Raw genomic sequence first — 1237 nt, 5'->3', positions numbered from 1 at the left:
AACTACGTTGACAGATCAAACTTATTTTTGAGTAGGTTAAAGGGAATAACTGATCCGGAAGAAAAGCGAAAGATTATCGGCAATACTTTCATTGAAGTGTTTGAAGAAGAGGCGAAAAAAATAGGTGATGTGGATTTTTTAATGCAAGGCACCATCTACTCCGATGTAGTTGAGTCAGGGCACGCTTCAGGAAATACTAGTACAATTAAATCTCATCACAATGTTGGTGGATTGCCGGAAAAGATGAATCTGAAGCTAGTAGAACCTTTACGCTACCTCTTTAAAGATGAAGTAAGGCTGCTTGGAAAAGAAATTGGTCTTTCAGACGAGGTAATATTTCAACATCCGTTTCCTGGACCTGGACTTGCAGTGAGGATCATAGGTGAAGTAGATGAAGAAAGAGTGCGAATATTGCAAGAGGTAGATGAAATATATATCAACACAATGAAAAATTACGATCTGTATGATAAGATATGGCAAGCTTTTGCTGTACTGTTGCCAATAAAAACTGTGGGGGTTATGGGAGATAACCGCACATATGGATATGTTTGTGCTTTGAGAGCTGTAACATCATCTGACGGTATGACGGCTGATGCATTTCCGTTTGAGAATAAGAATCAACATTCATTAATATTTTGGGATTTTCTGCAGAACGTTAGCAGCATAATCGTTAATAACGTTTCCAGAGTAAATAGGGTTGTATATGACTTAACCTCCAAACCACCAGTAACTATTGAGTGGGAGTAATCATGAGCCAGTGATCCGACATTGGTTTTCTAAGTCACAAGAGCCATAAAAACTACTGACAAATTCTTTCAACACCATTATTGTAGGATTAAAGCTATTTATCTTTGCAATCTCTACGGTGGATTGTACAGTCCAGTTTCCTGCTAGCTTTATTATTACAAAATTAATACCTCTAACCTTATAATTTTATTAGTTAATAGGTTTAGAGGTAAAAAAATGAATACTACAGTAGAAAAAGATAATCCAAAAGTTTTTCCTAGTCTCTGTGAACAAAATTTTAGAGAAGCCATATGAGAGAATCAACGAAGTTTAAAAAACCCATAAAAACCTCAGCAGTCTTGTCAAATCGAGAAAAAACACGTCTAAAGTTCTTGATTTTTCCAAAGAAGCATTTAATCGAATGCCGCTCTTTATAAAGATGTTTGTCGTAGTCTCTCTTCACTTTTCAATTCCTCTTTGGCGGAATCACAGCTTTGCACTTTCTGTTCTC

General features: G+C 36.3%; 1 protein-coding gene and 1 pseudogene. One reads left to right on the top strand and one right to left on the bottom strand.

Translation table 11 applies throughout. The features are described 5' to 3' along the window. A partial coding sequence (gene guaA / locus GO685_RS05310; RefSeq protein WP_175937879.1) for a glutamine-hydrolyzing GMP synthase occupies window positions 1-747 on the top strand: 747 nt, incomplete at its 5' end. 277 nt (window positions 748-1024) lie between these two features. On the opposite strand, the pseudogene GO685_RS05680 reads toward guaA, so the two are convergent. Continuing rightward, window positions 1025-1237, bottom strand: a pseudogene (locus GO685_RS05680) (IS5-like element ISSoc13 family transposase); the annotation flags it as partial.

It is taken from the genome of Wolbachia endosymbiont of Madathamugadia hiepei, assembly GCF_013366855.1.
Lineage (GTDB): Bacteria > Pseudomonadota > Alphaproteobacteria > Rickettsiales > Anaplasmataceae > Wolbachia.
This window is presented reverse-complemented; position numbering and strand designations above follow the sequence as displayed.